27 protein-coding genes are annotated in these 26,209 nt (G+C 30.4%); 12 read left to right on the forward strand and 15 right to left on the reverse strand.

Going from position 1 to position 26,209, the window contains the following annotated elements:
* Positions 1 to 83: 83 nt before the first annotated feature.
* Both AJ889_RS07170 and AJ889_RS07175 read left to right on the forward strand, forming a co-directional pair.
* Complete coding sequence (locus AJ889_RS07170) at positions 84 to 1,436, forward strand: Cj0814 family flagellar-dependent secreted protein (protein ID WP_070293201.1); 1,353 nt, start codon at positions 84 to 86, stop codon at positions 1,434 to 1,436.
* A gap of 93 nt (positions 1,437 to 1,529) precedes the next feature.
* The gene (locus AJ889_RS07175) at positions 1,530 to 2,300 is read left to right on the forward strand and encodes a transporter substrate-binding domain-containing protein (protein WP_002859503.1); all 771 of its coding nucleotides are present in this window, start codon (positions 1,530 to 1,532) and stop codon (positions 2,298 to 2,300) included.
* Between the two features lie 15 nt (positions 2,301 to 2,315).
* Here the strand turns inward: AJ889_RS07175 and fliP are convergent, their stop codons facing one another.
* The gene (gene fliP, locus AJ889_RS07180) at positions 2,316 to 3,050 is read right to left on the reverse strand and encodes a flagellar type III secretion system pore protein FliP (protein ID WP_002934596.1); all 735 of its coding nucleotides are present in this window, start codon (positions 3,048 to 3,050) and stop codon (positions 2,316 to 2,318) included.
* A 142-nt stretch (positions 3,051 to 3,192) separates the two neighbouring features.
* Here fliP and glmU point away from each other — a divergent pair, with 142 nt between their 5' ends.
* Genes glmU through truA form a run of 7 tightly spaced genes read left to right on the forward strand, consistent with a single transcriptional unit; the run spans position 3,193 to position 9,439 of the window.
* Positions 3,193 to 4,482 carry a bifunctional UDP-N-acetylglucosamine diphosphorylase/glucosamine-1-phosphate N-acetyltransferase GlmU gene (gene glmU / locus AJ889_RS07185; protein WP_002856902.1) on the forward strand — a complete coding sequence of 430 codons (1,290 nt, stop codon included), beginning with the start codon at positions 3,193 to 3,195 and terminating at the stop codon, positions 4,480 to 4,482.
* Entirely contained in the window at positions 4,479 to 5,633 is a 1,155-nt protein-coding gene (gene coaBC / locus AJ889_RS07190; protein ID WP_070293334.1) for a bifunctional phosphopantothenoylcysteine decarboxylase/phosphopantothenate--cysteine ligase CoaBC, read from the forward strand. Before glmU ends, coaBC begins: the two co-directional genes overlap by 4 nt.
* Positions 5,630 to 6,247, forward strand: coding sequence for a hypothetical protein (locus AJ889_RS07195; protein WP_002877171.1), 618 nt, complete (start codon positions 5,630 to 5,632; stop codon positions 6,245 to 6,247). Before coaBC ends, AJ889_RS07195 begins: the two co-directional genes overlap by 4 nt.
* A 3-nt stretch (positions 6,248 to 6,250) precedes the next feature.
* On the forward strand, positions 6,251 to 6,919 hold the full coding sequence (gene uppS, locus AJ889_RS07200; RefSeq protein WP_032584971.1) for a polyprenyl diphosphate synthase: 669 nt from the start codon (positions 6,251 to 6,253) through the stop codon (positions 6,917 to 6,919).
* Positions 6,916 to 7,692 (forward strand): A24 family peptidase, encoded by a 777-nt coding sequence (locus AJ889_RS07205; protein WP_070293336.1) that lies wholly within the window; start codon positions 6,916 to 6,918, stop codon positions 7,690 to 7,692. The genes uppS and AJ889_RS07205 overlap by 4 nt, the downstream gene beginning before the upstream one ends.
* Positions 7,692 to 8,717 (forward strand): LptF/LptG family permease, encoded by a 1,026-nt coding sequence (locus tag AJ889_RS07210; RefSeq protein ID WP_002856798.1) that lies wholly within the window; start codon positions 7,692 to 7,694, stop codon positions 8,715 to 8,717. Before AJ889_RS07205 ends, AJ889_RS07210 begins: the two co-directional genes overlap by 1 nt.
* Positions 8,714 to 9,439 carry a tRNA pseudouridine(38-40) synthase TruA gene (gene truA, locus AJ889_RS07215; RefSeq protein WP_002852636.1) on the forward strand — a complete coding sequence of 242 codons (726 nt, stop codon included), beginning with the start codon at positions 8,714 to 8,716 and terminating at the stop codon, positions 9,437 to 9,439. The genes AJ889_RS07210 and truA overlap by 4 nt, the downstream gene beginning before the upstream one ends.
* On the opposite strand, the gene ilvA is transcribed toward truA, so the two are convergent.
* On the reverse strand, positions 9,436 to 10,647 hold the full coding sequence (ilvA, locus tag AJ889_RS07220; RefSeq protein WP_002866959.1) for a threonine ammonia-lyase: 1,212 nt from the start codon (positions 10,645 to 10,647) through the stop codon (positions 9,436 to 9,438). The two genes, truA and ilvA, sit on opposite strands and share 4 nt — an antisense overlap.
* Positions 10,647 to 11,060 carry a CoA-binding protein gene (locus AJ889_RS07225; protein ID WP_070293342.1) on the reverse strand — a complete coding sequence of 138 codons (414 nt, stop codon included), beginning with the start codon at positions 11,058 to 11,060 and terminating at the stop codon, positions 10,647 to 10,649. The genes ilvA and AJ889_RS07225 overlap by 1 nt, the downstream gene beginning before the upstream one ends.
* Positions 11,061 to 11,178: 118 nt before the next feature.
* On the opposite strand from AJ889_RS07225, the gene AJ889_RS07230 reads away from it, so the two are divergent.
* Complete coding sequence (locus AJ889_RS07230; RefSeq protein ID WP_002852650.1) at positions 11,179 to 11,595, forward strand: membrane protein; 417 nt, start codon at positions 11,179 to 11,181, stop codon at positions 11,593 to 11,595.
* On the opposite strand, the gene trmA is transcribed toward AJ889_RS07230, so the two are convergent.
* The 5 genes from trmA to AJ889_RS07255 are packed head-to-tail and all read right to left on the reverse strand — an operon-like array spanning position 11,582 to position 18,962.
* Positions 11,582 to 12,655 (reverse strand): tRNA (uridine(54)-C5)-methyltransferase TrmA, encoded by a 1,074-nt coding sequence (gene trmA, locus AJ889_RS07235; protein WP_070293345.1) that lies wholly within the window; start codon positions 12,653 to 12,655, stop codon positions 11,582 to 11,584. The genes AJ889_RS07230 and trmA overlap by 14 nt on opposite strands.
* A complete protein-coding gene (locus AJ889_RS07240) occupies positions 12,652 to 14,385 on the reverse strand; it encodes a Na+/H+ antiporter NhaC family protein (RefSeq protein WP_002896124.1) in 1,734 nt (577 codons plus the stop codon). Before AJ889_RS07240 ends, trmA begins: the two co-directional genes overlap by 4 nt.
* The gene (locus tag AJ889_RS07245; protein WP_002852646.1) at positions 14,382 to 15,131 is read right to left on the reverse strand and encodes an SDR family NAD(P)-dependent oxidoreductase; all 750 of its coding nucleotides are present in this window, start codon (positions 15,129 to 15,131) and stop codon (positions 14,382 to 14,384) included. Before AJ889_RS07245 ends, AJ889_RS07240 begins: the two co-directional genes overlap by 4 nt.
* Positions 15,128 to 16,366 (reverse strand): ankyrin repeat domain-containing protein, encoded by a 1,239-nt coding sequence (locus AJ889_RS07250; protein WP_032584979.1) that lies wholly within the window; start codon positions 16,364 to 16,366, stop codon positions 15,128 to 15,130. The genes AJ889_RS07245 and AJ889_RS07250 overlap by 4 nt, the downstream gene beginning before the upstream one ends.
* A 49-nt stretch (positions 16,367 to 16,415) precedes the next feature.
* The gene (locus AJ889_RS07255; RefSeq protein ID WP_032584964.1) at positions 16,416 to 18,962 is read right to left on the reverse strand and encodes a bifunctional aconitate hydratase 2/2-methylisocitrate dehydratase; all 2,547 of its coding nucleotides are present in this window, start codon (positions 18,960 to 18,962) and stop codon (positions 16,416 to 16,418) included.
* 54 nt (positions 18,963 to 19,016) lie between these two features.
* On the opposite strand from AJ889_RS07255, the gene AJ889_RS07260 reads away from it, so the two are divergent.
* Entirely contained in the window at positions 19,017 to 19,469 is a 453-nt protein-coding gene (locus AJ889_RS07260) for a methylated-DNA--[protein]-cysteine S-methyltransferase (RefSeq protein ID WP_002859517.1), read from the forward strand.
* On the opposite strand, the gene AJ889_RS07265 is transcribed toward AJ889_RS07260, so the two are convergent.
* From AJ889_RS07265 to mobB, 5 genes are read right to left on the reverse strand one after another with little or no spacing between them, the layout of a single operon-like run.
* Positions 19,461 to 20,402, reverse strand: coding sequence for a hypothetical protein (locus AJ889_RS07265; RefSeq protein ID WP_002867484.1), 942 nt, complete (start codon positions 20,400 to 20,402; stop codon positions 19,461 to 19,463). The genes AJ889_RS07260 and AJ889_RS07265 overlap by 9 nt on opposite strands.
* A gap of 3 nt (positions 20,403 to 20,405) precedes the next feature.
* The gene (gene metG, locus AJ889_RS07270) at positions 20,406 to 22,292 is read right to left on the reverse strand and encodes a methionine--tRNA ligase (protein WP_032584962.1); all 1,887 of its coding nucleotides are present in this window, start codon (positions 22,290 to 22,292) and stop codon (positions 20,406 to 20,408) included.
* A 9-nt stretch (positions 22,293 to 22,301) separates the two neighbouring features.
* Positions 22,302 to 22,499 carry a hypothetical protein gene (locus AJ889_RS07275; protein WP_002797008.1) on the reverse strand — a complete coding sequence of 66 codons (198 nt, stop codon included), beginning with the start codon at positions 22,497 to 22,499 and terminating at the stop codon, positions 22,302 to 22,304.
* On the reverse strand, positions 22,492 to 23,334 hold the full coding sequence (locus AJ889_RS07280) for a class 1 fructose-bisphosphatase (RefSeq protein WP_032584961.1): 843 nt from the start codon (positions 23,332 to 23,334) through the stop codon (positions 22,492 to 22,494). Before AJ889_RS07280 ends, AJ889_RS07275 begins: the two co-directional genes overlap by 8 nt.
* Position 23,335: 1 nt before the next feature.
* A complete protein-coding gene (gene mobB / locus AJ889_RS07285) occupies positions 23,336 to 23,827 on the reverse strand; it encodes a molybdopterin-guanine dinucleotide biosynthesis protein B (protein WP_032584960.1) in 492 nt (163 codons plus the stop codon).
* Between the two features lie 95 nt (positions 23,828 to 23,922).
* On the opposite strand from mobB, the gene AJ889_RS07290 reads away from it, so the two are divergent.
* Complete coding sequence (locus AJ889_RS07290) at positions 23,923 to 24,408, forward strand: lipoprotein (protein ID WP_002859520.1); 486 nt, start codon at positions 23,923 to 23,925, stop codon at positions 24,406 to 24,408.
* On the opposite strand, the gene AJ889_RS07295 is transcribed toward AJ889_RS07290, so the two are convergent.
* Together AJ889_RS07295 and AJ889_RS07300 are read right to left on the reverse strand one after the other, a co-directional pair.
* Positions 24,305 to 25,930: a lytic transglycosylase domain-containing protein gene (locus AJ889_RS07295; RefSeq protein WP_002896132.1), complete on the reverse strand. Its 1,626-nt coding sequence runs from the start codon at positions 25,928 to 25,930 to the stop codon at positions 24,305 to 24,307. The genes AJ889_RS07290 and AJ889_RS07295 overlap by 104 nt on opposite strands.
* Positions 25,927 to 26,208 (reverse strand): YggT family protein, encoded by a 282-nt coding sequence (locus AJ889_RS07300; RefSeq protein WP_002852501.1) that lies wholly within the window; start codon positions 26,206 to 26,208, stop codon positions 25,927 to 25,929. The genes AJ889_RS07295 and AJ889_RS07300 overlap by 4 nt, the downstream gene beginning before the upstream one ends.
* Position 26,209 lies beyond the last annotated feature (1 nt).

Here is a 26,209-nt window from a genome sequence, read left to right on the forward strand (position 1 = left end):
CACCCCAAAACGGAACAGATCTTGCTTATATTATTTTAATATATTTAGATTGAAGGCAAAAAAATCTAAATCAAGGAATTAATATGAGTATCTTTAGCATCAATGATAACTCAAATTATAATTCTATACTTTCACAAAGTAAAGCTAATAAAGAAAGTAAAGAAAATTCTAAAATAAGTTTTGCTAATGCTTTTTTAAAACAAAATGCCAGCAAGTTAAGTGATATAGAAAGTAAAAATTCACAAACTCTAGCAAGAAGTGAAATATTAAGTAACAACAATGCATTAAGCAATAATTCAAATTCTACTAATACAACAAATACTAGCAATAGCACTAATCTTAGCATTAATAATACCACTCAAACAGCTTCCCCTAATTATAATATATCTAGTGAATTTAAAAACTCTATTTATACTCTAAAATATAAACAAGCAGATATAAGCACTTCTACCAATACAGCCTATGGTTATAGTGTAGATAAAGATGGTTATATGGGAAGTGATTTTAACAAAGCTGCGGGACTTCCTGAAGATTTTAAGATACATAAATCTACTTTGGATGAGATAGAGAGGAAAGCTGAAAATAACTCTTATACTTCAGATATAAAAAAATATTTAGGTATAGATAAATATTATACAAACATAGATATGGCTGAAACCATAAAACAATATTATAATCAATTTAATCAAATTATTAATTATGTTTTTAATGATACCAATAGAACAAGTTTCACTGAAGCAGATATAAATTCTATGCCTAAGGGAATTAGTGAATTATCATCTGATAAAACTATAGGTATTATGCCGAAAAATTATGACAAGCTAACAATAACAAACTATTATAATACACAAGAGCAATATAATGAAGCAGAACAATTAGGAATGTTTGGACATATTAATATAGGCTTACAACCATTAAATTTCACTCCGCAAAGTATGCAAACTCAAAATTTAGATAAAGACACTGCAATAGATACTTTTAATCCTAATATGTCAGTTTATCCACAAAATGAAGATGGAAGCTATTCTAAAGAAGCTTTATTTATGAGTTTTTTAAAATCATATGGTAGCGGACAACCTGTTGAGAGTCCAAAAACCACACTTAATCCAAAAGTAGAAGCTTACAATAGGGCTATGGCTAAAGAAAGTTTTAATGGTGATAGCATTGCTTTAAATGACATTATGACAGGCAAAGTTGATTTTGCAAGTTTGTTAAAAGGTTATGCACAAGATGGCTGGCTTGATGCAGATATATATGCAATGGAAAAAGGAGTTGCTTGGCAAAATACAAGCATAGGTTATGGTGGAGCTTGGTTTGATAGAGAATTTAATCAAGTAAAAGCTAATGGTTGGAAAGCAAGTAACCAAAGTATAGACTCTTATGTTAATTCTATAATGGATAGACTTAATAATCTTATAGGACAAACTAGGGTTTAGAAGTTTTAATTTTTTAAGTTTGAAACAAATTGCTAATAACAAAATAAGATAAAATTAGTATAATTTTTTTACAAAAAAATTTGAAAGGAAATTATGAAAAAAATTATTTTGATTTTTATCTCTTTTTTTGCTTTAAATTTGAGTGCAAAAGATTTGGTTGTAGGAATGGAGCTTGGATATCCGCCTTTTGAAATGAGCGATAAAACAGGCAAAGCAAGTGGAATTAGCGTGGATTTTTTAGAAGCTTTTGCAAAGAAAAACGGCTATAAACTTGTAGTAAAAAATATCGCTTGGGATGGTTTAATACCTGCTTTAAAAACAGCCAAGATAGATCTTATTATGTCCTCTATGACAATTACCGATGAGAGAAAGAAAGTGGTGGATTTTAGCATTCCTTATGCTAAGGCAAATTTGGCTATTTTAACTCCTTTGAACTCTGATATTACAAATATCAAAGATTTAGATAAAAAGGGCAAAGTTTTGGCTTTAAAGCGTGGTTCTACAGGGCATTTATATGCGGTTAAAAATTTAAAAAATGCAACTATTAATTTATTTGATAAAGAAAATGCTGCTATTTTGGAAGTGATTCAAGGCAAGGCTGATGGATTTTTTTATGATCAACTTACGATTTATCGGACTTGGCAAAAGCATCAAGATACAACCAGAGCCATTTTAGCGCCTTTTCAAGAAAATCCTGAGTTTTGGGGTATAGCAGTACAAAAAGGCAATGCAGAACTTAAAAAAGAGCTTGATGAATTTATTGCAGAAAGCAAAAAAGATGGGCTTTTTGATTCTTTAGGAGAGAAATATCTTAAAGATGTTAAAGATACTTTTAAAAAGAATAATTTAGAATTCTTTTTCTAAGAAGGATTTTCCTTCTTAGGTTACAAAGCTTTCCACAAGCCTTTGCACTAGCAAATTCCATCCATCCACTAATACAAAAATTAAGAGTTTAAAAGGTAAAGAGATCATAGTAGGAGGTAGCATCATCATACCCATAGCCATTAAAACTGAGCTTACAACCATATCTATGACTAAAAAGGGCAGGTAGATTAAAAACCCTATTTCAAAAGCGGTTTTAAGCTCTGAAATCATAAAAGCAGGAACTAAAACCGTAAGGGGAATATCATCTATGGTTTTGGGATTAGGTAGATTGCGTATGCGATAAAAAAGGGCTAAATCTTTTTCGCGAGTATTTTTAAGCATAAAATCTTTAAAAGGCTTTGCTCCTTTTATAAAAGCCTCTTCATAGCCTATTTTTTCTGCTAAATAAGGTTTTATACCTTCATTATAGGATTTTGTAGCTACAGGTTCCATGATAAAAAAAGTTAAAATTAAAGCCAAGGTTACCAAAATAGTGTTAGGTGGCATACTTTGCGTCCCCATAGCTTGTCGTAAAAATGAAAATACTACAATAAGACGCAAGAAAGAAGTCATAACAAAAACTATACTTGGAGCGAGCGCAAGTATGGTTAAAACAATCACTATATTTAAAGTAGTAACAAGCTGATTAGGTGTATTGGGTGCACTTAAGCTTAAATTTACTGTAGGGATAGTTGCTTCAGCAGCAAATAAGCTCATGCTTAAAAGTAAAAATAATAATATTTTTTTCAAAATTTAAAAACCTTTTTTTGTTTTTTATTAAAGAAATTTAAATTTTATCTTTTGATGACTAAAAACTAGTTTAAGGGTATTAGGATTTTAACTTTAAACTGCTAAAATAGTCTTTTAGACTTCTTGATAACAAAGGTAAAAAATGAAAACTTCTATTTTGATTTTAGCGGCAGGATTAGGCACTAGAATAAAATCACAAAAGCCAAAGGTTTTGCAAGAGCTTTGTCAAAAAAGTATGATTTTACACATTTTAAAAAAGGCTTTTGCTTTAAGTGATGATGTAAGTGTAGTTTTATCGCATCAAAAAGAACGCGTTGAAAAAGAAATTTTAGAATATTTTCCAAAAACACAAATTTTAGAGCAAGATTTGCAAAATTATCCAGGAACTGCGGGAGCTTTAAGTGGGTTTGAGCCTAAAAATGAAAGAGTGTTGATTCTTTGTGGTGATATGCCTTTGGTTGAGCAAACAAGTTTGGAAGCTTTGTTGGGTAATAATGCAAAATTAAATCTAGCAGTTTTTAAAGCAAGAGATCCTAAAAGTTATGGTAGGGTGGTGATAAAAAACGATAGCGTTGAAAAAATTGTTGAATTTAAAGATGCAAATACGCAAGAAAAAGAGATAAATACTTGCAATGCTGGGGTTTATGTGATTGACTCGAGGCTTTTAAAAGAGCTTTTACCTTTGATTGATAACAATAATGCGGCAAAAGAGTATTATTTAACCGACATTGTAAAACTAGCAAAAGAAAAAGATGTGATGATTAAAGCAGTTTTTGTAGATGAAGATGAATTTATGGGGATTAATGATAAATTTGAACTCAGTATAGCTGAAAATTTCATGCAAAAAAAAATTAAAAAATACTGGATGCAACAGGGTGTGATTTTTCATTTACCGCAAAGCACTTTTATAGGTGCAGATGTTGAATTTGTAGGTGAATGTGAAGTATATGAAAATGTAAGGATAGAGGGCAAAAGTAAGATTATAAACTCTATCATTAAAAGTTCAAGCGTGATAGAAAATTCCATCGTAGAAAATAGCGATGTAGGGCCTTTGGCACATTTGCGTCCAAATTGTGAGTTAAAAAACACTCATATAGGAAATTTTGTAGAATGCAAAAATGCAAAGTTAAATACCGTAAAAGCAGGGCATTTGAGCTATTTAGGAGATTGTGAGATAGATAGTGGAACCAATATAGGCTGTGGGACTATCACTTGTAATTATGATGGGGTAAAAAAGCATAAAACCATCATAGGAAAAAATGTTTTTGTAGGTTCTGATACGCAATTTATCGCACCTGTAAAAATCGAAGATGAAGTGATCATAGCAGCAGGAAGCACAGTAAGTGTCAATGTAGAAAAGGGTGCTTTGTTTATCAATAGAGCAGGACATAAAATGATAAAAGATTATTATTATAAGAAATTTCAAAAATGAAAACCATACTTTTAGCCATTAGCGGTAGTATAGCTTTTTATAAATCTTATGAGCTTATTTCTTTGTTTAAAAAAGAAGGCTTTAGGGTAAAAGTTTTGCTTTCTAATGGTTTGTTAAAATTTGCTAGCAAAATGAGTTTTGAAGCCTTGGTTGATGAAGTTTTATGTGAGGAAAATGAAAGTTGGAAAAATTCAAACAATCACATAGCTTTTAGCAAGGATGTAGACCTTGTTTTGTTTGCCCCTGCAAGTGTTAATTCTATCAATAAACTTGCTTTTGGTATAGCGGATAATCTTTTTATCCAAACCTTAATCGCAGCAAATAAATCTCTTATCATAGCTCCTGCGGCAAATACAAATATGTTTCATCATTTTAGCACGCAAAATTCTTTAAAGATGCTTAAAGAAAATAAAGCTTTGATTATAGAGCCTATTTGTAAAGTTTTAGCTTGTAAAGATGAAGGCGTAGGAGCCTTAGCTGAAGTTAAGAATATTTTTAATATCACCAAAAGAGAACTTTTAAAAGAAAAGTTTTGGTGCGATAAAAGTGTAGTTATCACAGGTGGCGGCACAAAAGAAAAGATCGATGATGTGCGTTGTGTGAGTAATTTTTCAAGTGGAAAAATGGCAAAGGCCATAGCTGATGCTTTTTATTTTTTAGGAGCTAGGGTAAAACTTTTAAGCTCTGTGGAATTTGATACGCCTTATGAGCTTTGCAAATTTGAAAGTTCTAAGGATCTAAAGGAGCTTTTGGATAAAAATTTAAATCATGACTTTTTGATTATGACGGCTGCGGTGAGTGATTTTATCCCTCAAAGTGTAAAAGGGAAAATTAAAAAAAATGAGCATTTACAGGGTTTAAATTTGCATCTATCTTTAAATGAAGATTTGCTTAAAACTTGCAAATTTCAAGGCAAAAAGATAGGTTTTAAGATGGAATTTGATTCTCAAAATGCCTTAGAAAATGCGAAAAAATCTTTAAAAGATAAGCAACTTGATATGGTTTGTCTTAATATCATTGATCAAAAAAATTATTTTGGAAGCGATCAAAATGAGCTTTATTTTATCACTTTAAACAATGAAAATAAAAGCACTTTGCAAAGCAAAGAAAAATTGGCATTTGAATTAGTAAAATGGTGTGAAAAATTATGAGTATGATTAATTCTACCTTACCTATACAAATGAAAGTTTTAGCTAAATCAGGTTATGGACATTATACGCTTTTATTAAATCATAAAAAGATTCAAACCAAAAGCATGATAGAGCTTGAAATTGGTGCTGAATATTTAGCTGAACTTTATATGCAAAATGGTGGAGTTATACAATTTAAACATCTTTCAAAGCGTCCTAATTTCAAACCTTTTGAAGAGGGATTGGCTTTGATAATCGCTATTTTAGAGGATAAAATTTCTTATAAAAAATTCATCATACAAAATCTTTTAGATTGTAAAGATATAGAGCGTTATCAGATATTAAAAGAAATGCTTTTTGCAAGTTTTGAAAATATTTATCATATTCCTTTTATCTTTGAAAATAAATCTTGCTTGTTTCAAATGCGTAAAAGAGCAAAATATTTAGAAATTTACTTATATTTTAGTGTTTTTGGAGCTTTAAAAATTTTAATAGACTCGCAAGGCATTAGTGTTTTTACACCTTTTGCTAAGGTGCAAAAATTTTTAAACGAACATTTAGATTTTAATGTATCGCAAGAAAACAAGATTGAACCTTTGTTTGTTTTCAAAAGGCTTTTTGATTTTAAAGGATGAAAAATGAATGAATTAAAACACCTTGCTGTTGTTATGGATGGCAATAGGCGCTGGGCTAGGGCTAAGGGTTTTTTGGCAAAACTTGGATATTCCCAAGGAGTTAAAACTATGCAAAAATTGATGGAAGTTTGCATGGAAGAAAATATTTCAAATTTAAGCCTTTTTGCTTTTAGTACGGAAAATTGGAAGCGTCCTAAAGATGAAATTGATTTTATTTTTGAACTTTTAGATCGTTGTTTAGATGAAGCTTTAGAAAAATTTGAAAAAAATAATGTGCGTTTAAGAGCTATAGGTGATTTATCGCGTTTGGAAGATAAAGTAAGAGAAAAAATTACCTTAGTTGAAGAAAAAACAAAGCATTGTGACGCACTTTGTGTTAATTTGGCTATAAGTTATGGTGCAAGAGATGAAATTATAAGAGCTGTTAAGCGTGTGATTGAAAAAAAACTTGAGCTAAATGAAGAAAATTTAACGCAAAATTTAGATTTACCTTTAGATGTGGATTTGATGCTTCGCGTTGGAAATGCCAAAAGGCTTTCAAATTTCTTACTTTGGCAGTGTTCATATGCTGAAATTTATTTTAGTGAAACTTTATTTCCATCTCTTACCAAGAGAGAATTTAAAAGGATTATTAAAGAATTTAGAAATAGAGAAAGAACTTTTGGAAAATGATATTTTTCATAATAATTCTAGGGGCTTGTTTGGGTTCTTTTTGCACAAGTTTGGCAAGTAGGATAATTGAAAAAAAGCCCTTTTTTATCTCGCGATCTTTTTGTTTTTCTTGTGATACAAAATTAAAATACTATGAAATTATTCCTATTTTTTCTTATGTTTTTTTAAAGGCAAAATGTCAAACTTGCAAATGTCATTTGCCTATTTCTTTGTTAATCAATGAAATTTTAGGCATAATTTTGCTTATTTTGGTTTATTCTTTAAGTCAAAATTTTTATGATTTTTTATTTTTATCTCTATTTTTATTTAATCTTTTCTTACTTTCTTTAATTGATATTAAACTCAAAGCCGTACCACAAATTTTACTTTGGAGCGCTTTTTTATTTGCTTTTTTTTACGCCTTTAGGGAAAGTGAAATTTTACATTTTTTGATTTTTAAAGAGTTTAGCGGAGGTTTTTTACTAAATGCTTTTAGTTTTGGAGGATTTGTTTTTTTATTAAAAAGTTTGGTTTTTTTTCTAATGAATTTCCGAAAAAAAGATGAAATTTTAGAAAATTTGGGTGATGCTGATATTATTATTATGTCTTGTATAGGTGGAATTTTAGGTTTTGAGTATGGATTTTTAGTATTATTTATAGCTTCTATTTTGACTTTGCCTTTTTTTATTTTTTTTAAAATTAAAGCAATAAAAGAGCAAGAACTTGCTATGATACCCTTTTTAAATATCGCTTTTGTGGCAGTTTTATTTTATAAAAACTTAGGATTATTCTAATGAAGCTTAGTTTAAGATATGTTTTAAATCAATTTTTAAGTACGAATTTGTCTATATTTTTCGTACTTTTTGCTATTGTATCTATGGTGTTTTTTATTCAACTTGCAAAACTTACTTCAAGTATAGAGATTAGTTTTTTGGATCTTTTAAAGCTTTATGGGTTTATGTTGCCTAGAATTTTAATTTTTACCTTGCCTATATCTTTTTTTATTTCTTTAACTTTGGCTTTGTTTAGGCTTTCTAAGGAAAATGAAAGCATAGTGCTTTTTACTTTGGGATTTTCACCAATGATTTTGGCAAAATTTTTCCTTAAAATTGCAAGCTTGATTAGTGCTTTTATGCTTGTTGTGGCTTTGGTAATGATACCTATAGTATTTGAACTTCAGGATAACTTTGTAAACTATAAAAGCACTCAAGTGAAATTTAACTACAAAACAGGAGAATTTGGACAAAAATTTTTAGACTGGATGATTTTTATAGAAAAACAAGATAGTGATAAGTATGAAAACATAATTATGTATCGCCCTAAACATAAAGCAGATGATAAAGAACAACTTATCATAGCCAAAGAAGCGCATGTGCAAAGAAAAGATGATAGCTTTGCTTTTAGCTTAAATCAAGGCAAAATGTATAATTTTGAGCAAGGTCAAAGTATTTTTAGTGGAGAATTTGACACTTTAGTAGTAAATACTCAGTTTAATACAGACAATCTTCAAACAAAGAAATTTTATGAATACTGGAATGATTTAAACGAAAATCCACAAAGAGCAAGAGAATTTGTGATTTATACAACTATAGCCTTGTTTCCACTTGCTAGTACGCTTTTTGCGCTTTGTTTTGGTTTGGTTACTTATCGTTATGAAAAAGGCTATGTGTATTTAGGTATGTTTGGAGTGATTGCTATATATTTTGGACTTTTAAGTTCTTTTTCTCAACCTCCAATTTTGGCTTGTCTTGGAATTTTTTCTTTAAGTTTATTTGTTTCGGCTTATTGTTTTAAGAAAATGATTTTGAGTCGATATTGATGAAAATAAAAATTATATTTTCTTATGATGGCTCTGCTTTTTTAGGTTCTGCTACTCAGCCTCATAAAAAAGGTGTTCAAGATGCTTTAAGTGGGGCCTTATCGCATTTGGGTATTTTTTCACCTCTTTTGATGGCTTCTCGTACAGATAAAGGAGTACATGCAAGCTATGCTGTAGCTAGTGTGGAGTGTGGAGATTATTTTACAAATTTAGAATATCTTCAAAAACAACTTAATAAATTTTCCCATCCTTTTATCCATATCAAAAAAATTGAAAAAGTAAAAGATGATTTTGAAGTAAGATTTGATGTAAAAAGTAGAGAATACCGCTATATATTTTCTCACGCTTCTTATAGTCCTTTTATGGCTTCTTATGTACATTTTTATCCTAAATTTGACCTAGGTAAAGCTAATGAGCTTTTGGGTTTTTTTGTAGGAAAAAAGGATTTAAAGTTTTTTTGCAAAAGTGGAGGGGATAATAAAACGACTTTAAGAGAAATTTTTATTGCTAGAGCTTATGCTTATAAAGATTTTAGCATTTTTCATTTTAAAGCTAATGGTTTTTTAAGAGGGCAAATTAGATTAAGCGTAGCAAGCGTTTTAAAAGTTTTAGAAGGAAAAATGAGTGAAAAAGAACTCAAAGAACAGATTGAGGCTAAAAAGCAATACAATCACTTTTTAGCACCGCCAAATGGGCTTTATTTAAGCCGTATATGTTATTAAAAACTTTCATAGAAATTAAAAGCCTTTTGGGTTAAAATTTTTCTTATTTCTTCTTGATGTTCTTTACCTTTGGTTTCTAGGGTAATTGAAATCATCGCATCGCCATAATCAAGCTTGGTAGAAAATCTATCATAGTCGATTTTTACTATATTTGCATTGGCTATTTTTAAGCTGTCTGTAAGGTGTAATAATGCCCCAGGTTTATCTACTAAAGTAACATGAATTTGCATTTTTCTGTAAGATTTAAATAAACCTTTTTCTATGATGATATTTAGCATTTGTGCATCGATATTGCCTCCGCTTAAAACTACGCCAATTTTTTTATGATTTTGTGTATTTATTTTTTGATGAAGTAGGGTGGCTACACTCGCAGCTCCTGCGCCTTCAACTATGATTTTATGTTTTTCAAGTAAAAACAATACCGCATTAGCGATTTCTTCATCATCAACTTGGATAAAATCATCTACGCATTCTAAAATAATATTAAAATTAATAGGATTTGCATCACGCACAGCAATACCATCGGCTATAGTGCGTACGCTTTTTGCATTTTTGATTTTTTTGGCATGAAAACTTTCATACATTGCAGGAGCTCCTTTGGCTCCAACTCCGATGATTTTAATGTTTGGATTGATTTGTTTAGCTGCACTTGCGATACCACTTATAAGTCCTCCACCTCCAACAGGTGCGATAATCATATCAAGATCGCTTATTTCATCAAGCATTTCAAGCATCAAAGTTCCTTGTCCCGCCATTACAAATTCATCTTCAAAAGGATGGATAAAACTAAGATTATTTTCTTTAGCATAAGAGGTTGCAAAGACATAAGCTTCATCAAAATTGTCCCCTTTGAGTATCACCTCTGCTCCTAAGGCTTTTGTAGCAGAAACTTTTAAGAGCGGAGTGGATTCTGGCATTACAATAACTGCTTTAATGCCAAATTTTTTTGCACTAATGGCCACGCCTTGAGCATGGTTTCCTGCACTTGCCGCAATGACTCCGTGTTGTTTTTGTTCAGCGCTAAGATTGGCTATTTTATTATAAGCTCCACGAATTTTATAAGCACCTGTAATTTGTAAATTTTCATTTTTAAGATAAATCTCACTTTGACAAATATCACTTAAAAAAGAAGAGTATATGAAAGGAGTTTTGTTTACAAACCCTGAAATTTGTTGTTTTGCTTTGTAAATTTTATTAAGCTCTAACACTATTTTTCCTTTGTTTTAAAATACGGATATTCTAGCATAATGCAACGATTTTGTATAAAATTTATATCTAATTTTTTACATTCTTCTTTGGCTGTTTCATTACTAATACCAAGTTGAAGCCATAGGTTTTTAATATTTTTTTCAACAAGCTTAGGAAGAATTTCTAGTACCACTTCGCCTTTTCTAAAAAGTATAAGTGTATCGATTTTTTCTTCTATTTGATCTAAATTTCTATAAACTTTTTCATTTAAAATAAACTCTTCTTTAGGATAAATAGGAAAAATTTTATAATTTTTTCTTTGTAAAAATTCTGCTACCCTATAAGAAGCTTTTGTCTTATCTGGACTTAAAGCAAATATGGCAATATTTTTACTTGTATTTATAATATAAGAGATAGTTTCTTTTTCATTCATTGTTAACCTTTGTTTTGGTATTTTATCTTAAATGATTAAAAAATTAACTAAAGTGAATTTAAAAAATGAAAAAAGTGTTATAATATAGCAAATTCCGAAGTTTAATAAGGAGGGAAAAATGGAAGAATTTTATCCATATACTTTAACAATCCATCTTCTTTGTGCTATTTTGTTTATAGGTTATTTGTTTGTTGATGTATTTGTTTTGGGTGTAGTTAAAAAGAAAAATCCTAATTTTGACAAAAGTCTTTTTAGCGCTACTGGGGTTAAAATAATGCCTTTTGTGGTTCTTTTGCTTTTTTTAAGCGGAGGTGCTTTGGCAGGTTTTCATTTTAAACCTTTAAATTTACTTTTTGCTGTAAAAATTATTTTGGCTTTTGGAATTTTATCTTTAGTTGTTTTTTCTTTATTTTGTCATTTTATATTAAAGAAGAAAAATCCACTCGGTGTTTTTATCCACCCTTTTGTATTTGTGCTTTGTATTGCAATAGTAATACTGGCTAAATTAATGAATTATTTTTTTATACCTTGCTAAGAAATACTCCACATTCAAGATGTGGAGTATTGACAAATTGATCAAACAGAGCAAACTCTTCCGCTCTATGTGTTAGGCTTAATTCTTTTAAATTTTCTTTTAAAGTGATAGGATTGCAAGAAATATAAATAATATTTTCATATTTTTTTATTAAGTCAATTACGCTTTTATCAAGTCCTGCACGGGGTGGATCAACTAAAACATGAGAGAAATTAAAATCATCTAATCGAATGTCTTTTAAACGAAAAAATTCTCTTTCTTTTTTGATAGCAAGACTTAATTCTTCGCTTGAAAGTCTTGCAAAGTGGATATTTATTGTATTGTTAAGCTCGCAATTTTTTAAAGCAAAATTAATATTGCTTTTTGAAATTTCAGTGGCTAAAATTTTAAAAAAGAATGGCGCTAAAGCTAAAGTAAAATTTCCATATCCACAGTAAAGCTCAAGCAAATCCATTCTTTTTTGAGTGTTTAAAATTTCACACACCCAAGTAATCATTTTTTCATTTATAGTAGTGTTAGGTTGAATAAAACAATCGTTGTTAAATTCATAAAATATTTTTCTACCTTGAATATTTAAAGTTTGTCTTAGATTTTCTGTTTTAAAAATAAGCTTTTTGCCTTTACTTCTTGCTATGAGGTTGATATGAAGATTATTGCTTAAATTTTCTAAATTTGACTTTATATCTTCTATATTTTTATGATAGAGTAAAGTTACGCTAAGTTCTTGCTTTGTGGTTAAAAATTCTACACCAAAAAGTTTTTCTTTTAGTTTATTATCTTGACGCAAGTATTCTAGAAGTTTTGGCATAAAAGCACAAATTTTTTCATCGACAAAATCTAAATATTCTATAATGTACTTTTTTTTGTTTTTTGGATCAAACATCGCATAAAAAAGCGTATTGTTTTCATGATAAAATGAAAGTTCAGCTCTTGTACGATAATGTTTATCTTTTGAAGCAAAAAGTTTAAAATCCTTTGTATAAAATTCTTTAAAATATTTTTTTATGAAAGAATGTTTTTCATCTAAAGTGAGAAAATTTCCAAAATTTTCAAGACTCATGGAACTTTCTTTCCGATGAGTCTTAGTAAAAGTGCAATAAGTATGAAATTTAAAGGCAAGACAAACCAAACGCTAAGTCCTAAAGATACAGGAATATATCCAGCGATTAAAGAAATGCCACAGATAAATAAAGCATAAGGAATTTGTGTTCTTACATGCTCCATATGATCGCATTTTGCACTCATAGATGAAAGGATTACATTATCTGAAATTGGTGAGCAATGGTTTCCAAAAATCGCACCTGTTAAAACGCAGCTTATATTAATAACCATATAATGATGCATAGCGTTTGCATCCATACCATTGATTTTGGCGATTTCATGAGCTAAAGGCACAGCCAAAGGCATTAAAATCCCCATAGTTCCATAGCTTGTTCCTATGGCAAAAGAAATGGCTGAAGCAAAAGCAAAAATAGTAGCAGGCAAAATAAACTCAGGCAATTTGTCTGCAAGCAAACTAGTGATAAATAAAGAAGTTCCTAGATCTTTTACTATGCTTGAAAGTGACCAAGCAAATAAAAGCAATACTATGGTAAAAATCATGGTTTTCCAGCCATATATCCAAGTTTCTACCGCTTCTTTAAGATTGAAAATTTTACGACGCACCCCGATAAAAATCGCTACAATAGCAGCAAACAAAGCAGCTTGGAATAACACCACAGAAGAATCAGCATTTCCAAAAGCAGCTCTAAAAGTTTCAAAAGACAAAGGATTGACACTTGCTTTTGCAAGTTCTTCGCCTTCTAAAGTGCTAAGTCCATTAAAATAAAATCCTAATATAGCTAAAATGATTAAAGTAAAAATAGGAACAATAGCATCAAAAGCACGAATTTTAATACCTTCTTTTGGCGCTAAAAACTGATCTTCTAATTCAGCAGTATTTAGTGTGCCTGATTTAGGTAGAGGTGCAATTTGTCCTGTGGTTCTTGCACGCACTTCAGCCTTGTACATAGAACCAAACTCACGTCCCATGATTGCAGTCATGACTACAAAAAAAAGCATGAAGATATTATAAAAACGATAAGGTATGGTTTCGACAAAAATTCCAAAAGCACTAATATCGCTAATGCCTATGTGTTCATAAGCGGTTTTAATTAAAGAAACTTCTAAGCCTATCCAAGTAGAAATTACAGCTATTCCTGCTACAGGAGCTGCGGTAGAGTCGATAATAAAGGCAAATTTTTCACGAGAAATTTTAAATTTATCTGCCAAAGGACGCATAATTGGACCTACGATCAGTAAATTAGCATAATCATCAAAAAATATTAAAAGCCCTAAAAACCAAGTGTTAACTTGAGCTGATACAGCTGATTTGGCTCTTTTGGCAAATTTTAATGCTACAGCTTTTGCACCACCCATTTTTGTGATGAGTGCCACAAGACCACCTATACAAAGAATTTGTAAAATGATTCCTGCATTTACTGGATCTGAAGTTGAACCTAAGATATAGGAAATAATTTTTGAAAAAGATTCTACTGTAGTATTGTAATAATTTACAAAAGCTAAATGTTGTGCTTTGAAAATATTTGCAGAAAGACTGAGCAGAAAAGTTCCGCTTAAAACTCCAGCAAAGAGCGACAAAATAACATCTTTTGTGATAAAGGCTAAAGCAATAGCAACTAAAGGCGGTATAAGCGTAAAAGCTCCAAATAAATTAGCATTTGCAGCTGCTTCTGAGGAGTTTGCAAATGCAACTAAAGGTAAAAACAATAAAACTAAAAATTTATTCATTCATCTCTTTCTATATAAAATCCATTCCAAGTTTGTGTTACCGGCATAAGCTCGATTTCATTAACATTAATATGGCTTGGTAGGTTAATGATAGACATTACCACTTTGGCAATATCATTAGCACTGATAAATTGCGTATTTTCATACACTGCATCAGCTTTTTGGATATCTCCTTTAAAACGCACTTCACTAAATTCAGTTTTGCAAAGTCCTGGAGCAATGTTTGTTACTTTGATATTGCTTCCTCTAAGATCATTTCTTAAGGCCAATGAAAATTGTCCTACAAAGGCTTTGGTTCCACAATACACATTGCCTCCAAAATAAGGATTGCGTCCCGCAACCGAACCTAAGTTAAAAATATAAGCATTTTTTTGTTTGCGAAGTATAGGAATAATAGCTTTTGCAACATATAAAAATCCTTTGATGTTTGTATCTACCATAGTGTTAATATCTTCAAGGTTTAATTTATCAAATTCATCTACCCCTAAAGCTAAACCTGCATTATTAAAAAGCACATCAATTTCTTGAAATTCTTTGGGTAAATTTTCAATAGCCTCAAAGATTTCTTTTTGATTTCTTACATCTATGCAAAGCGTGTAAATCTTATCTTTGTAAGCATTTTTTAACTCTTCTAGACGCTCTTTGCGTCTAGCAAGGGCGATTGCTTTGTAGCCTTCTTGTATAAAAGCTTCAACGCAAGCTCTACCAAAACCTGAACTAGCTCCTGTAATAAATGCGGTTTTCATTCTAAACTACCTCCGTAAAATAGATTTTCGTTTGCTTTTAAACCCAAGCTTTTTAGATAATCAGCATTTTCTTTTTTACCTGCTGATAGCGCAAAGTCGAGTGCATTAAAACCAAGATCATCAACAGCATTAAAATTTGCTCCTTTTGAAATAAGAAGTTTTAAAATTTCAACATTTCCATAGGCTGCAGCATGCATTAAAACATTTTTTGAAGTGTGCTCTAGAGCACAAAATGTAATAAAATAAGGCGTATTTGAACCTATGTTCGCGCTTAATGCTAATTTTTCATTGTTATTAATATATTTTTGATTAACATTTGCTCCATTATCAAGAAGTAGTTTTATGATATCAAGACGATTAAACTCTATGGCATAAAAAAGTGGGGTTTTACCAAAGGCATTGGCTTGATTAACATTTGCTCCATTTTGGATTAAAAAGTTTGTATTTTCATAATTTTCCAATGCATAAAAAATAGCACTTTCATAACCTTCGTCAATCCTAGCGCCAAAACGAATCAAAAGTTCTAAAATTTCTTTTTCTCTTTGATTTAGAAGCGCTGCTTGCAAGGCTATAGTAAGGTCATCTTGGCTTGGATTATTTGAAAAAATAAAATCTTGTATATAAGATACTGAATAATTTTTATTTGACATGATTTTTGCTAAAGGACTAATGTCTTTGTAAATTTTTGTTTCACCAACAGCCCAATTTAAAAATTCGTTTAAGGCATTGCTAGTATAGTAAATATTACTACCTTTGTCAAAATTAAAATTACTTTCAAAATACTTTTCTAAAGGTTCTATAGCATTATTGTATTCTTGCCAAAAAGCTTTGTAAAGTCTAAAATTTCCTATGCTTTGATATGCCCAATATCTAAAATAAGATTTTAAAATATCATATTTTTTTTCTAAATTTTCGGGTGTATCTAAAGTTTTTTGATAAGCGATGGGATCGATAGCTATTTTTAATAATAAAAAATCAAATTGTTGTAATTTTGGCAAATAAGCCACACCATTACAAGAGCTATTGCTTCCGCGAATTTCATTGGAAATTGCATAGAGTTTTTTTGTAAAATCTTGATTTTTTAAAGATTCTTTACAGCTTGAAGCTATATTTAAATAATCTAAATTTGAACTTTCATTTAGCAATGTTTTATTATTTTTAATGTTGTCGCAGTTAATGGCATCGCTAGCCATTAAACTTGCAAAACAACAAAAGGAAGTGAATAATAACTTCAATATTTTTCCTTTGAAAATTTTAATTTTGTTATTTAGTATTAAATTTGAATTAATTTTCAAGTTTGAAATTTTCAATCTCATTAAAATTTAAATATCTATAGATATTTGCCTTATGCTCATTACTTAGTTTTTCGCTGACAATTTGTAAGTATTCTTCCTTGCTTGGAATTTTACCCAAAATCGCACAAACTGCTGCAAGTTCAGCACTTCCTAGATATACTTTAGCACCCATACCCATACGATTGTCAAAGTTTCTTGTAGAGGTTGAGAAGACAACAGCACCATCATTTACTCTTGCTTGATTTCCCATACATAGCGAACAACCTGGAACTTCTATTCTAGCACCTGCTGCGCCAAAGATGCTGTAATAACCTTCATTAGTAAGTTGTGCTTTATCCATTTTTGTTGGAGGCACTACCCAAAGTCTGGTTTTAAGTATGCCTTTATCTTTTAAAATTTCTCCCAAAGCTCTATAATGTCCTATGTTTGTCATACAAGAACCTACAAAAACTTCATCTATATTTTTTGGACGCTTGTCATCGGCTAAAATTTCGCTTAAGGTTGCCACATCATCAGGGTCATTTGGACAAGCTAGAATTGGCTCCTTGATATTGTTAAGATTAATATCGATAATGTACGCATATTTTGCATCTTTGTCTGCTCTTAAAAGAGTAGGGTTTTTAAGCCATTCTCTCATTTTATCCGCTCTTCTAGCAAGAGTGGCTTTATCTTCATATCCTGCTTCTATCATTGCTTCTATAAGTGAAATATTTGATTTGATATATTCGCTTACACTTTCTATGCTTAAATCTACACTACAAGCAGCTGCAGATCTTTCAGCACTTGCATCACTGAGTTCAAAAGCTTGTTCTACTTTTAAGTTTGGCAAGCCTTCTATTTCTAAAATTTTTCCTGCAAAAATGTTCTTTTTATTTTTCTTTTCAACGGTAAGTTGTCCTTGTTTGATTGCATAATAAGGTATAGCATTAACCAAATCTCTTAAGGTAACTCCGGCTTGCAATTCTCCACTAAAACGTACTAAAACACTTTCAGGGACATTTAAAGGCATAGAACCAGTAACTGCAGCAAAAGCTACAAGTCCGCTTCCTGCAGGGAAAGAAATTCCTATAGGAAAGCGTGTGTGAGAATCCCCACCCGTTCCTACGGTATCTGGCAATACAAAACGATTAAGCCAAGAGTGGATAACTCCATCACCTGGTTTTAAACTTACCCCACCACGACTTGTCATGAAATTGGGCAAGGTTTTATGTAAATTTGAATCGCTTACTTTTGGATACGCAGCTGTATGGCAAAAGCTTTGCATAACAAAGTCTGCATTAAAACCTAGGCTTGCAAGTTCTTTAATTTCATCTCTAGTCATAGGACCTGTGGTATCTTGAGAGCCTACGGTTAAAGTTATAGGTTCTATATACATACCTGGACGCACACCTTCAACTCCACAGGCACGACCTAGCATTTTTTGAGCCAAGGTATAACCACCGCTTGAAGATTTAGGTTGTTCAGGTTTGGTAAAGATATTTTCGCTTTCCATTCCTAAAAATTCTCTAGCCTTAGTACAAAGCCCACGACCTATGATAAGTGGGATTCTTCCTCCTGCTCTAACTTCATCTAAGAGAGTGTTTGGACTGAGTGTAAATTCTGCGATTGCAGAGCCATTTTTTATGATTTTTCCATCATAAGGATGAATTTCAAACTCATCGCCCATTTCTAAGTTTGTTACATCACAGATGATAGGTAAAGCCCCGCTATCTTGAGCAGTGTTAAAGAAAATCGGTGCTATGGTTGAACCCATTACTATACCACCGCTGTGCTTGTTTGGCACACCTTCTATTTCTTTTCCTAAGTGCCATTGTATGGAATTTATTGCCGATTTTCTACTTGAACCTGTTCCTACAACATCACCTACATAAACCACTTCGCGACCGCTTTTTTTAAGCTCTTTGATTTTTTCTAAGGATCCTGTTTGTCTTACCTTTAGCATGGCATTTGCATGTAAAGGAATATCGCTTCTTGTAAAAGCATCTCCTGCAGGGCTTAGATCATCGGTATTTGTTTCCCCTGCTACTTTAAAAACTATACATTTAATCACTTGTGGTAGTTTTTCTTTTTTATTAAACCAGTCCGCATTTGCCCAGCTTTGTAAAACTTCCTTAGCGTGTGGATTGTTTTTGCTAAGTTCAGCTATGGTATGGAAATTATCATGTACAAAAATAATATTTTTCAACACTTCTGCAGCATCTTTGGCTATGTTTTCATCTTTTAAGGCATCGATTAAAACTTTAACATTATATCCGCCTAGCATAGTTCCAAGCATTCTTAAGGCTCTTTTTTTGTCTATATTTGGAGCACTGATTTTGCCTTTAAGTATGGAATCTAAAAATTCACATTTTACTAAAGCTGCATCATCAACACCAGGATTTACTCTATTTTCTAAAAGATTTGCAAGCTCTTCATTATTTTCATTTTCAAGTAATTTACAAAGTTCTCTAGTTTGATTTGCATTTAAAGGAAGGGGTGGTATACCCAAAGCGGCTCTTTCTTCAACAAGTTTATTGTATTCTTGTATAAAAGACATTTTCTACTCCTTAAATATTTTTTATTATAATTGTAGCTCTTTGAAGGATAAAAAATGTTTAAAGTTTATTATAAAATGCCTTTATGTTACCTATCTTTACATAGTGATGGAAAATTTTTAACTAGAGTCGATTTTTGTGATAATAAAAGATCAGAAAAAAATTGTAGTTTGCTTGACTTAGCAAAATATGAACTTGATTTATATTTTACTCATAAGCTTAGAAAATTTAGCATTCCTGTTTTGATACAAGGTACGGATTTTGAATCAAAGGTTTATAAGGCTTTAATGGAAATTCCTTATGGCAAAATAGCTACTTATAAAGATATAGCAGAAAAAATTAATCATCCAAAAGCTTTTAGAGCTGTTGGAAATGCAAATTCTAAAAATCAAATTCCTATTTTTATACCTTGTCATAGAGTTATTGCAAACAATGGCATAGGAGGATATAATGGAGGGCTTGAAATAAAAAGATTTTTGCTTGAAAATGAAGGAGTGAATTTAAAATAAGCTTGGGGTTTGATTTTCTTTGTTTTCAAATTCTTGTTCAAAAATATCATAATTTTCAAGAATTAAACAATATTTAAAATTTTTTAATTTTCTTAAATCTGAAAGCTGATTATAGGAAAAATCGCAAAATAAAGAATTTTTAGAAGCAATTTTAAAGTCTTTTATGTTTTTAAATTTTTCTTTCCAGAATTCAAAGGTATTTTGGTTGTTGCTTACAATAAACGCTTGAGAGCTTGAACCAAAAGGAGTGATTTCAAATTTATCATCAATAAAATAAATTTTAAAATCATCAATCTTATTAAAGTCAAATATTATTTTTTGATTTTTTTCTTTTAAAAAAGAAATAATTTTTGCAAAACTATTTGCGTAAAAAAAAGGCAAATTAAGATTTTTAAAATATAAATTTTCACAAATCAAAGTTGTAAAAAAGAAGCTAGATCGCGATAATAAGGTAAAATTAGCATCTTTTAGACTATGAGAATAGGCACAAAGTTTATTTAAGTAATTTTCTTCACAGTAGCAAAAAATTTCACCCTTTTTTGCTTTGATTAGTTTTTCAAAATCAGCAAAAATATTTCCTTTTAAAATGTTAAAATAAAAAGCCTTACAAAGACTTAGTTCGTAAGATTTAAAAAGCAAAAATTCACATTCTTTATCTTCGCAAAAAAAGCGTAAAAATCTTACAAGAGCTTGTTCTAGATTTTCTACTCTAAAGTAAAAAATGTCTTTATCTTCAATAGTAATGTCATTTTCTGTAATTATAGCATAAGCGCCTTTTTTTACAGCTTGGGTAATTTCTTTTTTATCGTTATTAAAGAAGGCAAAGCCTGCTTTAAGTTCATTTAAATTTATGGCAAAACCTTCCACGCTTAAAACGCTACCTTCATGAATGAGTGTCGCGTTTAAAAGTTCGCCTAAATTGCTAATTTGCATATTTTAACCCACTAAAGAACCGTTTTGTACAAGTTGTTCAGGGGTGATTAAAACAAGTTTATCTCCGCTTTTTGCAGAAAGTATCATACCATCGCTTTCATGTCCAAAAATTTTAGCTTTTTTAAGATTGCTTATAATGCAAACTTGTTTACCGATTAAATCACTGGCTTTATAGTATTTTGCTATGCCTGAGAGTACTTGACGGATTTCTTTATCGTCAAGTTCGAGTTGAAATTTCAAAAGTTTTTCACTCCCTTCTATATTTTGACAATCAAGCACTTTAGCGACTTTGATTTTAATTTTTGCAAAATCATCGATTTTTATTTTAGGACTTTCTTCTTTTTTAGGTTCTTCTTTAATTTCTTGTTTTAAAAGAGCTTTTTCTACTTTTGGAAATAAAGCTTCGCAAGGATTTGCTTTAAAATCTAAAAGTTTATTATCAAGTATCATTTTTGCATAATTTGTAGATGAAATTTCAAAATTTAAAGCTAAGGCCACCTTTTGACAAGACTTTGGTAGAGTAGGGCTTAATAAAAGGCTTGTTTTGGCTAAAATATTTGCACAAAGTGCAACTAAAGCGTTAGCTTGTTCGTGTTTGTTTTCTTTGATTAAATTCCAAGGTTCGTATTTACTAATAGCTAAATTTGCTACACTTAAGGCTTTAAAAAGTTCTTCTAAATAACGATTACACTGTAAGTTTTCTAAAAATTCTACCGCTAAATTTAAGTGTTCTTTTGCTTGATTTAATTCAACATTGTGAAATTTTAAAACACCTTCTTTTGAAATATTTCCTTGAGAATATTTTGTACTCATACCTATAATGCGATTAAGTAAATTTCCAAATTCATTGCTAAGCTCTGCATTGATACGATTTATCAGCATATTTTCGCTAAAATCCCCATCGTTACCAAAAGGCACTTCTCTAAGTAAAAAATATCTAAAAGCTTCGCTTCCATAGATATCAACCACTTCTTTAGGTTTTACAACATTGCCTTTAGATTTGCTCATTTTTTCACCTTCTTTAGTCCACCAGCCATGTGCACCTATAAATTTTGGCAAAGGCAAATCCACGCTCATTAAAAAAGCTGGCCAATAAATGGCATGAAAACGCAAGATATCTTTTCCTACTAAATGCACATGCGCAGGCCAAAATTTAGCATTTTCCCCCTTGTTTTGAAAGTCAAGTGAGCTTACATAGATAAAAAGTGCATCAAGCCATACATAAATAATATGTTTATCATCATTAATTTCTTGAGGCAGTTTAATCCCCCAATCAAAACTTGTTCTTGTAATGGAAAGATCTTTAAGGCCGTTTTGGACAAAATTTATAAGTTCGTTTTTTTTGTTTTTTGGCAAGATGGGATCTTTTTCTTCATACCATTGTAAAATTTTATCTTGATATTTTGAAAGTTTGAAAAAATAGCTTTCTTCTTTTAAAATTCTAGTTTGTTTGCCACAATCTGGGCAAGAACAATCGTTAATAAGCTGACTTTGAGTAAAAAAGCTTTCACAAGAAATACAATAGTGTCCTTCGTATTCATCTTTATAAATATCACCTTTTTGCCACATTTTTAAAAACATAGTTTTAACAAATTCAATATGCCTTGTATCAGTTGTTCTTGCGTAAATATCATAGGTGATTTCAAATTCATCCCATAATTTTTTAAATTCAAAACTGATTTTATCAGCGTATTCTTGAGGAGTGGAATTTCTTAGTTTGGCAGCTTCTTCGATTTTTTGTCCATGCTCATCTGTTCCTGTTAGAAATCTTGTTTCATGTCCTTGCAAACGATAAAATCTTGCTAAAGTATCGGCTATGATGGTAGTATAAGCATGACCTAAATGAGGTACATCATTTACATAATAAATTGGTGTTGTAATATAACGCATTTTTTTCCTTTAAAAGTCAAATCCGCCTTCGGTTTTACCCTTAGACATACTGTTATAGACTGCATCAACATAATTTTTTCTAGTTTGGCAGTTAAAAATTTCATCGCAATTATAACAAGAGTTTAGGTTTTTTGAGTTTTGACATGAAAGTAAAATTTCTTTTTTTTTATCCATATCTTGCTCAAATTCATCTCTAACTTCATTCATTGTAAGCCTTTAAAAGTTTTGAAATTTCATATTCTGAGCCAAAAAAACAAGGAGTTGTCGCATGGATTTTATCAAATTCAAGTTCAAGTAAAGAGCGGTTTTTTCCATTTGTAGTTTTTCCGCCTGCTTTTTCTATGATAAAGGCTAGAGGAAAGACTTCAAAAAAGGCACGAAGTTTGCCATTAGGCGCATCTTGTGTTGCAGGATAGCTAAAAATGCCACCCCCTTTTAATAAAATTTGATTGATATCGCTTACCATGGCTCCAGAATATCTTAAGCGATAGCCTTCATCAAAAAGACTTTTGATAAATTTAGCGTGTTTTTCTTCCCAAAATTTTTGCGTTCCGCCTGTAGCATTAATCTTGCCTTTTTCATTCATTTTAAGATCTTTTATAAAAATAAATTCATTATTTGCATTTAAGCGATAAAGTTTTGGCTGATCTTTGCAAATCACAAGTTCTAATCGCGCTCCATACATACTATAAAGCGCAGTTCTTAAATTTTTAGCACTTGCTTTTTCTTCATAGATAGCAAAAATAGAACCTATGGCAAAATTAACATCCATTAAGCTAGAACCATCTAAAGGATCATAAGCTACGATAAAATTTGCCCTCTCGTTAAGCGTTAAAATTTCGTCTTTTTCTTCACTTATGATGGCTTTAATACTTGAACATTGACTTAGAGTTTTTGTGATGATTTCATCGCTTAAAACATCAAATTTGAGTTGGGTATCGCCTGTAAAATTTTGATTTTGACTGTAGCTTGTATCGGGAAATTTTAAAGCGTTAGAAATTTCTAAAACCGCTTTTTGTATATAAGAAATCACTTCTTGCATTTTATAATTCTCCTTGTAAATTTTTAGCATTTTTAAGTATGTATTGGCAAATAGCTTGTATATCGTTTAAATCAAGCCAAGTAAGATAAGGGTGAGAAATTTTTTCATAGCTTGCAATGGCGTTTGAAAAAATAAAATAACTTTCATCAATTTCTTTGCAAAATACGCTAATGCGTGGTAAATCAAGAGTTTTTAATCCTTCAACCAAACAAATGTCAAAATCAGGGCTTAATTTTAAAGCTTTTAAAATATCTCTATTTTCATGAGAAAAAAAAGTTGTTCTTGTAGGGCTTAAAACCATGACTTCAGCTCCACTTTGAAAAAATTTAAAACTATCTTTACCGTTAAAATCAAATTGAGCTTTATCGGCAGGATCATGTTTAATGATTAAAACTTTTAAATTTTGTTGCAAAAAATTATTAGCTATTTTGGTAATAAGTGTAGTTTTACCTGAATTTGACGGGCCGCTAAAAGCCATGATAAGTTGTTTCATAAAATATACTCTTAATTTTTTTGTAAAATTATATCTTTTTAAACCAAAAAATAGGGTTAAAAGGCTACAATAATACTAAAAAATATGGAAAAAGAATGAAAATTTATAGTGTAATTTTAGGTGCTTTTTTGCTTGGAGCTTGTTCTTTAAAAGATCAGGCGATTGTGGATACAAATTTAAAATCTCAAACTTTAATGTTTACTCAAAAATACAAAATCACACAAGATAAGATTAATGCCATTATAACTATGTCTTATTTAAACCCAATTCTAGACAAGACAAGTAAAGATGATGTATTGGCCTTGTCTTTTACTCCAAATACATTAAAAATTCAAAATTTAGAAGTTTTTATCAATAATAAAAAAGCCAATATTGAAAAATTGGATGATGAGTATTTAAAATATATAATACAAAACAACTATACTGATTATTTTAAAGCATCTCTTCCTAGTGTCAAGGAAGAGACTAGGCTTGTAGCTAAGATTTGTTTAGATCATTTGCCTTGTTTTGAATTAAATTTTCAAAAATATCCGAAATCTTTATACTATCGTTCAGAAGATGTCGATACACAATATAATTAGCTAGAACTTTTTTTCCGTAAATTCGGCTTTCTTGATAAGGAACTAGCTCCATAGACAAGAAAGGTTCAAATTTGCCTGTCTTAAACATATCATTTCTTGCAAGCATACGGTTAGTAAATCCTATACCGCCATTATAAGCATAAGCGACAAAAAGTGGAGATTTTAAACGTGATTCAAGGTAATTTAGATGATAGTTTCCAAAGTAATATGCTATTTCAGGTTTAAACATAAAATCTTGATCGAAATTTGGAATTTTTAATTCTTTTTCCCCTATGTGATTGGCCAAAAATGGCATAAATTGCATCATGCCTAAAGCATAAGAAACTGAAATAGCAGTTGGAATAAAACGACTTTCTTGTCTGGCAATAGCCAAAATTAAAGCTTGTCTTGTTTTGTTATAGTCTTTTATATTGTCATAATAAGGCATTATAAAATAATGTTTTTTAAAATTATTTTTGCGTTCTAATATGTAAGCATAAATAGGCAAGGTTTCTTGTGTGTCAAATTCTTTTGCCAAGACATCTAGTTGACTTGCGTTAGCATCGCGAATTTGTTTGTTTATTTTTTGCCAAGCAAAAGGATCTTGCATATTAAAATTATTTTTTTTCTTGCTTGGATTAAGGCTTTCTATCTTTGGAAAAGGTGTGTTAGTAAGTTCTTTTGCGTAAAGACTATAAATATTTAAAGAAGAACTTTGCGATAAAGTTTTTAAATCTTCTTCATTGTTTTTAATCAACCACATCCAAAATATAGCATTGTCTTTATTACTTTGCGATTTAAAACTTTGTGCCGCCTTTTTAAAAAAGTCATAAGCAAGTTCTGTTTTATCATAAGTTAAGGCATTGACTCCTAAATAGAAAGCAGAATCTTCACTTATATTTTCAGGATTTATTTCTAGCATAGAATATCTAAATTTTGGATTTTCTTTTTTAATAATAATATTTTGTGCAAAATCTTTAAAACCAATGTGGTTTGGTAGTTTATTGACTAAACTTGTATTTAAATCTAAGTCGTATTTTTTAGAATAATTATAAAGTTTAAAAAAACCATTAATATCTTCTTTTTGTACTATATAGCTCATAGGATCAGAAGTATTAAAAGCTAGCAATAAATTTGTCAAATCAGGTCTTTGATTTTTAAAGGTTTGAGCTAAAGTAGTTCGGTCTTTGGAATTTAGACTCGCTATAAAAACTAATGAATTTAAGCGCACACTTTGACAAGTTAAATTTGCATCTAAGATAGTATTTGCTGTATAGGTATAGCATTTAGCATATTTTGGGTTGATATAAGGCTTTAAAGGGATGATTTTTTCAAGTTCAGATTTAATTTTTCCTATATAGCGAAAAATATGAGAATTTAAATCCTGTGCATCTTTTTTACTGATTTTATTTTTTTCTAAAAGCCTATAAATATAATAATCCTTAGCAAGTGAATTTTCTTCCTTTTTGAGTTTTTCTATACTATATTGTGTAGCATTTAAACTTGAAAAAATAAATAAAAAAACGAGTATTTTTTTTATCACAATATACTCCTTAAGATATTCCCAAGAAAAATGCCAAGAAACTGCAATGCTAAAACTATAATCAAAGGCGCAAGATCAATATTACCAATGCGTGTTGGAATTTTTCTAACTAAGGCGTAAGCAGGGTAGCTTAGTTTATATAAAATTTGCACTATAGGATTATAAGGATCAGGGTTTACCCAGCTTAGAAGTGCTGTGATGATAATAATCCAAGTATAAATGTTAATGACAATTTGTAGTACTTGAAAAATAGAAATAATAAAAGAGTCTATAACCATA

Origin of the sequence: Campylobacter sp. BCW_6468, assembly GCF_001762865.1 — a bacterium.
Taxonomy (GTDB): Bacteria; Campylobacterota; Campylobacteria; order Campylobacterales; family Campylobacteraceae; genus Campylobacter_D; species Campylobacter_D jejuni.

Excerpts from the sequence above, each read along its gene's own strand:
- AJ889_RS07170 (WP_070293201.1), top strand. The coding sequence starts at position 84 with ATGAGTATCTTTAGCATCAATGATAACTCAAATTATAATTCTATACTT.
- AJ889_RS07175 (WP_002859503.1), top strand. The coding sequence starts at position 1,530 with ATGAAAAAAATTATTTTGATTTTTATCTCTTTTTTTGCTTTAAATTTG.
- glmU (WP_002856902.1), top strand. The coding sequence starts at position 3,193 with ATGAAAACTTCTATTTTGATTTTAGCGGCAGGATTAGGCACTAGAATA.
- coaBC (WP_070293334.1), top strand. The coding sequence starts at position 4,479 with ATGAAAACCATACTTTTAGCCATTAGCGGTAGTATAGCTTTTTATAAA.
- AJ889_RS07195 (WP_002877171.1), top strand. The coding sequence starts at position 5,630 with ATGAGTATGATTAATTCTACCTTACCTATACAAATGAAAGTTTTAGCT.
- uppS (WP_032584971.1), top strand. The coding sequence starts at position 6,251 with ATGAATGAATTAAAACACCTTGCTGTTGTTATGGATGGCAATAGGCGC.
- AJ889_RS07205 (WP_070293336.1), top strand. The coding sequence starts at position 6,916 with ATGATATTTTTCATAATAATTCTAGGGGCTTGTTTGGGTTCTTTTTGC.
- AJ889_RS07210 (WP_002856798.1), top strand. The coding sequence starts at position 7,692 with ATGAAGCTTAGTTTAAGATATGTTTTAAATCAATTTTTAAGTACGAAT.
- AJ889_RS07225 (WP_070293342.1), bottom strand. The coding sequence starts at position 11,060 with ATGAATGAAAAAGAAACTATCTCTTATATTATAAATACAAGTAAAAAT.
- AJ889_RS07230 (WP_002852650.1), top strand. The coding sequence starts at position 11,179 with ATGGAAGAATTTTATCCATATACTTTAACAATCCATCTTCTTTGTGCT.
- trmA (WP_070293345.1), bottom strand. The coding sequence starts at position 12,655 with ATGAGTCTTGAAAATTTTGGAAATTTTCTCACTTTAGATGAAAAACAT.
- AJ889_RS07240 (WP_002896124.1), bottom strand. The coding sequence starts at position 14,385 with ATGAATAAATTTTTAGTTTTATTGTTTTTACCTTTAGTTGCATTTGCA.
- AJ889_RS07245 (WP_002852646.1), bottom strand. The coding sequence starts at position 15,131 with ATGAAAACCGCATTTATTACAGGAGCTAGTTCAGGTTTTGGTAGAGCT.
- AJ889_RS07255 (WP_032584964.1), bottom strand. The coding sequence starts at position 18,962 with ATGTCTTTTATACAAGAATACAATAAACTTGTTGAAGAAAGAGCCGCT.
- AJ889_RS07260 (WP_002859517.1), top strand. The coding sequence starts at position 19,017 with ATGTTTAAAGTTTATTATAAAATGCCTTTATGTTACCTATCTTTACAT.
- AJ889_RS07265 (WP_002867484.1), bottom strand. The coding sequence starts at position 20,402 with ATGCAAATTAGCAATTTAGGCGAACTTTTAAACGCGACACTCATTCAT.
- metG (WP_032584962.1), bottom strand. The coding sequence starts at position 22,292 with ATGCGTTATATTACAACACCAATTTATTATGTAAATGATGTACCTCAT.
- AJ889_RS07275 (WP_002797008.1), bottom strand. The coding sequence starts at position 22,499 with ATGAATGAAGTTAGAGATGAATTTGAGCAAGATATGGATAAAAAAAAA.
- AJ889_RS07280 (WP_032584961.1), bottom strand. The coding sequence starts at position 23,334 with ATGCAAGAAGTGATTTCTTATATACAAAAAGCGGTTTTAGAAATTTCT.
- mobB (WP_032584960.1), bottom strand. The coding sequence starts at position 23,827 with ATGAAACAACTTATCATGGCTTTTAGCGGCCCGTCAAATTCAGGTAAA.
- AJ889_RS07290 (WP_002859520.1), top strand. The coding sequence starts at position 23,923 with ATGAAAATTTATAGTGTAATTTTAGGTGCTTTTTTGCTTGGAGCTTGT.
- AJ889_RS07300 (WP_002852501.1), bottom strand. The coding sequence starts at position 26,208 with ATGGTTATAGACTCTTTTATTATTTCTATTTTTCAAGTACTACAAATT.